Raw genomic sequence first — 8,554 nt, forward strand, 5'->3', positions numbered from 1 at the left:
AATTAACGTTGCATTAAAAAAATGTTCAATCATAAGCATTATTCGGGTTTGAAACCTTGATGAATAGCAACCACGCCATTCGTTAAATTTTGATATTCGCAGCGTACCAAGCCAGCTTCTTCGAATAGCATCTGTAATGCCATTTGATCAGGCATCATCCGAATAGATTCGGCTAAATACTGATAACTGTCTGCATCTTTTGCAATTAATTTACCCATTTGTGGTAAAAAGCTAAAAGAATACCAATCATAAATCTTGCCAAAAGTCGTTGAAGTTGGATGAGAGAATTCTAATATCAATACTCGTCCACTTGGTTTCAATACGCGCACCATTTCACGCAACGCTTGGTCTTGGTGGGTAACATTGCGTAAACCAAAAGCCATGGTAATTAAATCAATGCTGTTATCCGCAAATGGTAATTTTTCAGCATCCGCTAAGACAAATTCTAAATTTTGCAGCCAACCTTTTGAAATGAGACGTTCACGCCCACGAGCTAACATAGAAGCATTGATATCAGAAACAATCAATCGTCCTTCTACATCGCCTCCAGCACCTTTTCGACACATTTGACGGGCAAGACGCGCACTAATATCCCCAGTTCCAGCTGCCAAATCTAAAACGGTTTCACCCGGTTTAGGGGCGCATTGCCACACATACCAATCTTTCCAAAGTCGATGCACACCAAAGCTCATGACATCATTCATGATGTCATATTTGCTTGCAACGGAGTTGAATACCGCTCCTACTTTTTCTGCTTTTTCTGTTTCATCTACTTGCTGATAACCAAAATGCGTGGTTTTACTCATGCCTGCTCCCGTGTTTTTCCTAATGCTTCTAAGCGCTGAAGATAATTTTGCCAATACGCTTTTTTATTTTGAATTAAATCTTCCAAAATTTCCCAGCTATAAATACCGCTAAAATGTCCGTCTGAAAAAACTAGGCGAACTGCATATTGTCCGACTGGGCGGATTAAATCAATTCGTACCGATTTTTTTCCACCAATAATATTCCATTCCCCGCCATGCGCTCTTACTTCGGCTGATGGCGAGCAAACGCGCAAATATTCTGCGCTCAATTCGTATGATTTATCACCATAACAAATGGTTAACTGATTATGCTCTACATTTAACCGTAAAGTATCGGGCACCTTAGCGCTCATGATAATTCCTGTAAGACTTCACTATGCGTATCAATAATCCGATGAACCTTATCTGCAATATTCGGTGGTACTATTCTTCCATGTGATAACAATAAGACCTTTGCCCCTGCCTCGGCTGCTGCGGTTGCACCAAAATCACTGTCCTCAACCACCAATAACTGTTCAGGCAAAACGCCCAATAAGACCGCTGCTCGCTGATACGGCTCTGGATGTGGCTTAGGATTAACCACATCATCTACGCTAATCACGACGGAAAAATACTTTAATAAATCAGGGCGCGTACGGTTAAAATCTGCCAACATATTTTCCTGTGCATCTGAGGTCACCAGCGCCAAAGGATAGCCTTGCTCATAAAGCGTTTCAATCAAGCTTTCTGCACCGGGAATAAAATCAACGCCTTCATTATCCAATAGTTCTTTTAGTTTGACATGCCAATGCTTTTCCGTAAATTCCTGACCACTCATCCGCCCCGCTAGAATGTCATCTATCACTTGCAAAGACTTTGAAGCCGTTAGCCCCGTCATTCTTTCATGAACATCTGGTTCAAGTTCGATACCTACTGCCTCAGCGGCTAAATATAAAGAACGCTTATAGAGTTGTTCTGTATCAAAAATGACGCCATCTTTGTCAAATGCGATGGCTTCAATACTACTCATGTATGTCTCCTATAATCGTTGGCTCAATTTGCAATGATAGGTTAAATTTATCGGCAACTGCTTGCTTAACAAGCTCAGCAAACTGCAAAATATCTTTACCACTACCACCCGTATTAACCAATACCAACGCATGGTTTTCATAAATGCCAACCTGTCCTTTGCTTACCCCTTTTAAGCCACATTGCTCAATCAGCCAAGCGGCTGGAATTTTGACTTGCTCATTGCCAGAGGCAAAAGACGGAATACTCGGATAACTTTGCTGTAAAAGAAGAAAATGCGACTGATTGACGATGGGATTATGAAAAAAACTTCCCGCATTGGGTAACACATTTGGATCAGGTAACTTCCGCGTACGAATCGCACATACGGCATCAAACATCTCTTTAGGTGTACTCAAATCTTCAGACAAACCAGGATAATCTGCATTCACTTTTCCTTGCTTTTTCAGCATAAAGCGAACGACGGTAATCAAATAACGATTTTTCCAGTGCTGCTTAAAATAACTTTGCCGATACGCAAAGCCGCAAGCTTCTCGCGGTAACGTTTCAAAACAATGTTCAATACGATCATACACTTCTACTGATAATAAACAATCCGCACATTCCACGCCATAAGCGCCAATATTTTGCACCGGTGCGGCACCAACGGTTCCAGGAATTAAAGCCAAGTTCTCTAAACCATACCATCCTTGTGCAACCGTATAGCGAACCAAATCATGCCATTGCGTTCCTGCCAAAGCAGACACAATAACGTATTCAGCTGTTTCTTTTTCAACTGTAATTCCTTGAAAAACAGGTTTAACCAAGCGTGTTTTTACCTCGCCCACAAAAATGGTATTACTGCCTCCACCAAGAATATGATCCTCTATCGAAATCTCTGACAACTCTTGCACGTCTTCAATCATGACCAAAGTATCAGCCTGTGTTTCTATTGCAGCTAACGCATGATAAGGTGCCAAAGGAACATGGCGCAAAATTCGCATCAATCAATTCCTAATTTTTTCAGTTTATATCGAATGGCACGAAAGCTAATTCCAAGTGCTTCAGCAGCTTTTGTTTTATTATAATTATTGTCTTCTAACGCTTTGATTAGTAACTGTCTTTCCATATCTTGCATATATTGCTCTAAATCTGTAGGTGCTTCTTCTGGAAGGTCATGCTCACGCATCGCCATTTCAATGCTAGAAGAAGCTTGTAGCACTTTCTTCTCTTTCTTCCCTGTTTCTTTTGAGATGCTTTTTGTAGTCTTTTTAGGTTGTGCTTGTGTTGCAACTAAATTGCTACTTGCCAACTCAAAGTCAAAAAAATCAAAACTTTTCTTCTCATTGGTGGTAGCCACTGCACTTAACTGCTTTTCCTCAACTTGTTTTTCAACTTGAAAAGTATCTCTATAAAAGGAATCTTGTTGAATATGAATATCGTTAGCTTTAATCGTATTCCCGTCCATAAAAGTTAACGCCCGCTCTAACACATTCTCTAACTCTCGAACATTACCGGGGAAAGGATAAGATTGTAATTTTTGCAAAGCTTCTTGACTTAAATGCGCCTCTGGATAGCCAGCATTTCGTGCTAACTTAGCTAATAAATACTCAGCCAATACCACAATATCGCCCTCTCTCTCACGCAAAGGTGGCATGGTTAACCCAATGACATTTAAGCGATAAAACAAATCTTCTCTAAACTCTCCCGCTTTTACTTTTGCGGCTAAATCATGATGCGTTGCTGAAATAATTCGCGTATCTACCATTTCCTCTTTATCACCACCAATAGGACGAACCGCTCGCTCTTGAATCGCACGTAATAATTTCACCTGCATTGCCAACGGCAAATCCGCCACTTCATCTAAAAATAAGGTGCCGCCATTGGCTGCCACAAATAAACCATCAGTGTCTTGATTTGCACCCGTAAAAGCCCCTTTTTTATAGCCAAAAAATTCACTTTCAACTAAATTTTCTGGAATAGCGCCACAGTTCACCGCCACAAAAGGACCATTTGCACGACGACTTTGCTCATGAATCGCGCGCGCTGCAACCTCTTTCCCTGTCCCCGACTCTCCATGGATAAAAACAGGCGCTTGAGAATGCGCTACTTTCCCAATCATTTGCCGCACTTTTTCCATTACTGCCGCATTACCAATTAACACCGTTTGCCGACCAGTAGTTTTAGAAACGGAAGTATTATTACTATTGTTTTTGGCTTCTGAGATAGGATTGTTATTTGCCTCATTTTCTTCATTAAGCTTTAAGGCATTTCGACATACCTGTCGCAATTGCTTAAGCTCAAAAGGCTTGTTGATAAAATCAAAAGCTCCTAGTTTTAAGGCACGAATTGCCATATCCATATTACCATGCGCAGTTATCATACAAACAGGCGTTTGTGGATAATGCTTTTGCATATGTGCGAGCAAATCTAGACCATCTCCGTCGGGCAATCTGATATCGCAAAAAATCACATTATAGCTTTTCTCTTTCAGCATTTTTATCGCCGATTTGACGCTAAAAACACTGTCGCAACGGACGTCTTGCCCAGTAAGACTCATTTCAATTAACTCGCAAATATCACGTTCATCATCAATAATCAACGCTGTTGACATTTCACACCTTCCTGATGCTATTTACAGGTACTGTTGTTTTTCCACTAAGATAACGGTCAAGTCGAATTCGAAAACAGGCCCCCCCCTGATTTGGAACATAATTGATACTGGCACCATTTGCTAAACACATCTCACGTACCAAATATAAGCCTAAGCCGGTTCCTTTTCTACTAGAAAAAAACGGTTCAAAAATCCGTTCATAATCACCTGCTTCTACCCCTTTTCCATTATCTATGACATCTAAAAACAAGCTCCGCTTTCCTTCATCTAAATGCGTTGCCAAAGTAATTTTTAATTCATTTTGGTCACTATGCGTGACTGCATTTAACATCAGATTATGTAAAACCTGAGTTAAATGGCTTGGGTCAACACTGACTGCCAGCCCTTTACTCTCGTCTATTTTCAATAAAATGGGAACTTTTTCTAATACATCATTATCCTTAGCATTGACCACGAGCTGCTGTAAGAACGGATTTAAGATAATTTTTTCAGGACTCGCAGGACGGTCAGTAAACATATCTAATATATCACTAATAATATTATTCATCCGCTTTGAATTATTCATAATCTTACGCGTGAGATAGAGAATTTGTTGATTATCTGTGAGTTCACTAATCAGCTCATTTGCACTTTGAACAGAACCTAAAGGATTACGAATTTCATGCGCAATGCCGGCTGTTAAACGCCCTAATGCTGCTAAACGCGTTTCCCTAACCCGTTGATAACTCACTTGCACATTCTCTAATGACGCAACAATTAAAGGCGCATACCCTTCTAAAGCTAAAGGCGTAAAAGTCACACTATATATCTCTCCGAATAAAGAAAGAGGCTGCAAATCCTCATTTCCTACATCTTGCCAACGCGATAACATTCGTGTCAACTCTACACTCAATCCATATAATCGAAACGGAACTTCACTTTCCTCTTGTAAACGGAAAATTTCACGCATTTGTCGGTTAATCGCAACGATTTCACCCTTTCCATTAACCACTGCTAATCCATTAGGCATTTCAGCAATAATAGACTCGTTTAACAACCGACTTTGATTGAAAAATGCCTGATTAACCCCTGCTAAAATTTTATTTTCTCTTGCATTATTGGCTAAGTATCCAACCAAAAAGACCAAAACTGCCATGCCTGCAAAAATTAAAGCCGCATTTCCTAATACTGAAAAAGAATAATAAAGCGTTTGAAAAGTGCTCGAAAAATGCTCATGCATTGTTCGAGTATATAAATTAGACCACTCTAAATCGCCGTATGCTTGCCATAAGCTATAAATCAACATCACTTCTGCGTAGAGAAAAATCGTATAAATAGCGCATTGAAAAACATTCAGCGTCAATAATGACAATAAAATGCTAATTATTAAGCACATGCCTAAAAACTGCCAATTATGTAAAAAATCTAAGGTCAAAATAAAAACGACAACAAAGACTAAATCAATCAGTGCATTAAAAAGAAAAAAGCCATCATCCAATCGCTTATCTAAAGCATACAAAGTCAAAGACGCCATAACGACAATATAAAAACTGCCCAAGACAACAATATGCCCTCGTAATGGGAAATTTGCTGACCACAAAAACTTTGCGCTATCCGTCACACCAAGCAACCAAGGCGAAAAAATCAAAGCCAATAAACAAAAAAGCAATCGAACAAAGTTCGCCGTTTGCAAAATATTTTTACGATAATCTAAGCTTCTTGTGGTAATAGCTAATCCCATTTGCATGGGATTATTAAGCGCAACCATATGTTGTTGCCGTGTACGCTTCATAAGACCATTACCCCAACCGCTGATTGCGCTAAGACCAATGCCGCAACGGCGGCAGTATCAGCGCGCAGAATACGCGTACCAAAACTTTTGCTCTGCCAACCGCTTTGAATCGCTATTTGTGTTTCCGCTGGCGTAAACCCTCCCTCTGGTCCAATCATTACCGCAATACTACTTGGCGCCTTGATAAGACTACCCTGCTCAGCACTATCATGCGGCGAAAATAGCCAATTTTGCTCACAAGAAGGTTGTAAAATATCTGCATCAATGCCTTTTGGCTCAGATAATTGTGGCCACTCTGCTCTACCACACTGCAGAGCTGCTGCAATCATAATCCCTTGCCAATGTTGAGCGCGTTTTTCCCATCGTTGGGCATCTAAACGCCGTTCACTGCGCGCCGTATTTAGCGGAATAATGGCACTCACGCCTAACTCCACTGCCTTTTGTATTGCCCAATCCATGGCTTCTCCTTTTAATAAGGCTAAATATAATCGGATTTCTGCTTTAGGCGTTGCCAAAGAAGGCGTTGCCTTATCTATACGCACCCAAGTTTCTTGACGCGTATTATTCACAATTTCTGCGACATAATTTATCCCATCACCGCAAACCAACTCTACCGCATCTCCCTCGCGCATTCGCAAAACCTTACTCGCCTGACGAGCAGCATTCGGCTCTAATAACACTTCCTCACCAACCGTTGGCACAACACTGTGAAAAAAACGAACCAAACGCATTCAAACTCCTCAGCATAAAGTAGCATGACGGAAAATTGTCATTACTATCGCAAAAATGATTAAATAAAAGGGTTATTTTAACGGATACTACCGATGAGCACCAAAATCGCAGGCTGGAATGTGAACAGCTTAAACGTCCGCCTACCACATGTTTTAGATTACCTAAGCGAAGCTACACCTGATATTTTAGGTTTGCAAGAACTCAAACAAACCGACGAAGCCGTCAAACGCGAGGCTTTTGAAGCCGCGGGTTGGTATATCATTACGCATGGTCAAAAAACCTATAATGGTGTTGCACTCATTAGCAAAATTGAGCCTAAAGATATCCAAATTGGTATCCCCGGCAATGAAGATGACCCACAAGCCCGAGCAATCGCAGCAAGCTATGGGGATATTCGTGTTCTAAACCTATATGTACCCAATGGTAAAAGTGTGGGCGATGAAAAATACCAATATAAATTAGCATGGTTAAAAAAGCTGATCCAATACGTTAAGCAAACCCTCACCATTCATTCCAAATTGGTCATTATTGGTGATTTTAATATTGCCCCTGCCGATATTGACGTCCACGACCCTGAGGCTTGGCGAGATAAAATTTTATGCTCACCGCCAGAGCGCGCAGCGCTTCAAGCACTATTAGATTTAGGACTAACGGATGCTTATCGCCACATCCATCCTGATACCCAACATTTCTCTTGGTGGGATTATCGCATGGGTGGATTACGTCGCAATTTAGGCTTGCGAATAGACCTTACCTTAACCTCTTCCGCGCTGACAATTACTGATGCTGGCATTGATATAGAACCCCGTAAACGAGAGCGCCCAAGCGACCATACGCCTGTATGGGTAACCGTTTAAAACACATCTCGCTTGCTCAGATAACATTTAATCTGAGCAAGCCTATTTTCAGTGCTATTCTGCTTGTAAGGCTTTAATTGCTTCCAATACTTCCGCAACGTGCGTTTTAACCTTTACCTTTCGCCACGCCTTTTGCACCATACCATTATGCAAAATAAAGGTACTCCGCTCAATGCCCATCACCTTGCGCCCATACATCATCTTTTCCTTGATAACCCCAAAAAGCTGACACAGCACTTCCTCTGTATCGCTAACTAAGTCAAACGCAAAATCCTGCTTCTCTTTAAAACGCTGATGAGAGGCAAGCGTATCTCGAGATACGCCATAAATTTTCACCCCTAAAGCGCTAAATGCTTCTACCGCCGCATTAAAATCCAATCCTTCAGTTGTGCAAGCAGGCGTGGCATCGCGCGGATAAAAATACAGAACGACCCAACCCTCTTGTAATTGTGCTGGGGTAAAAAGCTGCTCTCCTGTCATCGGTAGCGGTGAAAAAGTCGCTTGAGAAAAATCTACTGCCGACATCACAAACTCCTCAACTCTAAAAATCAATTTTAATCGTATCGTATTCTGGCAAAGCAACGCCTTTACTAAAAGTCAGCGTTAATTTTTGCGTTTCAGAATAACCAAGTGTTTCGCCCTCTTGGAAAGTTACATCATGAGTAATCACATAGGTAGAGATATTATAAAGCATTTGATAAATCTCCCATATGTCCTCTTGAGAAGACAAAACTTCAAGCTCTCGTTTACCAAAACTTTCTAAGCCAAAAGTATAACCATATCGCCC

General features: G+C 41.0%; 10 protein-coding genes. 1 reads left to right on the forward strand and 9 read right to left on the reverse strand.

Features of this window, described 5'->3' with window-relative positions:
• Positions 1-38 precede the first annotated feature (38 nt).
• From ubiE to A5N85_RS08805, 7 genes are read right to left on the reverse strand one after another with little or no spacing between them, the layout of a single operon-like run.
• A complete protein-coding gene (ubiE, locus tag A5N85_RS08775) occupies positions 39-806 on the reverse strand; it encodes a bifunctional demethylmenaquinone methyltransferase/2-methoxy-6-polyprenyl-1,4-benzoquinol methylase UbiE (RefSeq protein ID WP_072576888.1) in 768 nt (255 codons plus the stop codon).
• A complete protein-coding gene (locus A5N85_RS08780) occupies positions 803-1,159 on the reverse strand; it encodes a gamma-butyrobetaine hydroxylase family protein (protein ID WP_072576889.1) in 357 nt (118 codons plus the stop codon). The genes ubiE and A5N85_RS08780 overlap by 4 nt, the downstream gene beginning before the upstream one ends.
• Complete coding sequence (locus A5N85_RS08785) at positions 1,156-1,815, reverse strand: HAD family hydrolase (RefSeq protein ID WP_072576890.1); 660 nt, start codon at positions 1,813-1,815, stop codon at positions 1,156-1,158. The genes A5N85_RS08780 and A5N85_RS08785 overlap by 4 nt, the downstream gene beginning before the upstream one ends.
• Positions 1,808-2,797, reverse strand: a complete 990-nt coding sequence (gene murB, locus A5N85_RS08790; protein WP_072576891.1) for a UDP-N-acetylmuramate dehydrogenase — start codon at positions 2,795-2,797, stop codon at positions 1,808-1,810. Before murB ends, A5N85_RS08785 begins: the two co-directional genes overlap by 8 nt.
• Positions 2,797-4,407 carry a sigma-54-dependent transcriptional regulator gene (locus A5N85_RS08795; protein WP_072576892.1) on the reverse strand — a complete coding sequence of 537 codons (1,611 nt, stop codon included), beginning with the start codon at positions 4,405-4,407 and terminating at the stop codon, positions 2,797-2,799. The genes murB and A5N85_RS08795 overlap by 1 nt, the downstream gene beginning before the upstream one ends.
• Position 4,408: 1 nt before the next feature.
• Positions 4,409-6,178: a sensor histidine kinase gene (locus A5N85_RS08800; RefSeq protein WP_084601720.1), complete on the reverse strand. Its 1,770-nt coding sequence runs from the start codon at positions 6,176-6,178 to the stop codon at positions 4,409-4,411.
• Complete coding sequence (locus A5N85_RS08805) at positions 6,175-6,909, reverse strand: 16S rRNA (uracil(1498)-N(3))-methyltransferase (protein WP_072576893.1); 735 nt, start codon at positions 6,907-6,909, stop codon at positions 6,175-6,177. Before A5N85_RS08805 ends, A5N85_RS08800 begins: the two co-directional genes overlap by 4 nt.
• A gap of 93 nt (positions 6,910-7,002) precedes the next feature.
• On the opposite strand from A5N85_RS08805, the gene xth reads away from it, so the two are divergent.
• A complete protein-coding gene (gene xth / locus A5N85_RS08810) occupies positions 7,003-7,767 on the forward strand; it encodes an exodeoxyribonuclease III (RefSeq protein WP_072576894.1) in 765 nt (254 codons plus the stop codon).
• Positions 7,768-7,821: 54 nt separating this feature from the next.
• Here xth and A5N85_RS08815 read toward each other — a convergent pair whose 3' ends face one another.
• Together A5N85_RS08815 and A5N85_RS08820 are read right to left on the reverse strand one after the other, a co-directional pair.
• Positions 7,822-8,292, reverse strand: coding sequence for a peroxiredoxin (locus tag A5N85_RS08815; protein WP_072576895.1), 471 nt, complete (start codon positions 8,290-8,292; stop codon positions 7,822-7,824).
• A gap of 16 nt (positions 8,293-8,308) precedes the next feature.
• Positions 8,309-8,554, reverse strand: a 246-nt coding sequence (locus A5N85_RS08820) for a DUF4261 domain-containing protein (protein WP_143143234.1), incomplete at its 5' end; no start/stop codon positions are given.

The organism is Suttonella ornithocola (genome assembly GCF_001889065.1).
Taxonomy (GTDB): domain Bacteria; phylum Pseudomonadota; class Gammaproteobacteria; order Cardiobacteriales; family Cardiobacteriaceae; genus Suttonella_A; species Suttonella_A ornithocola.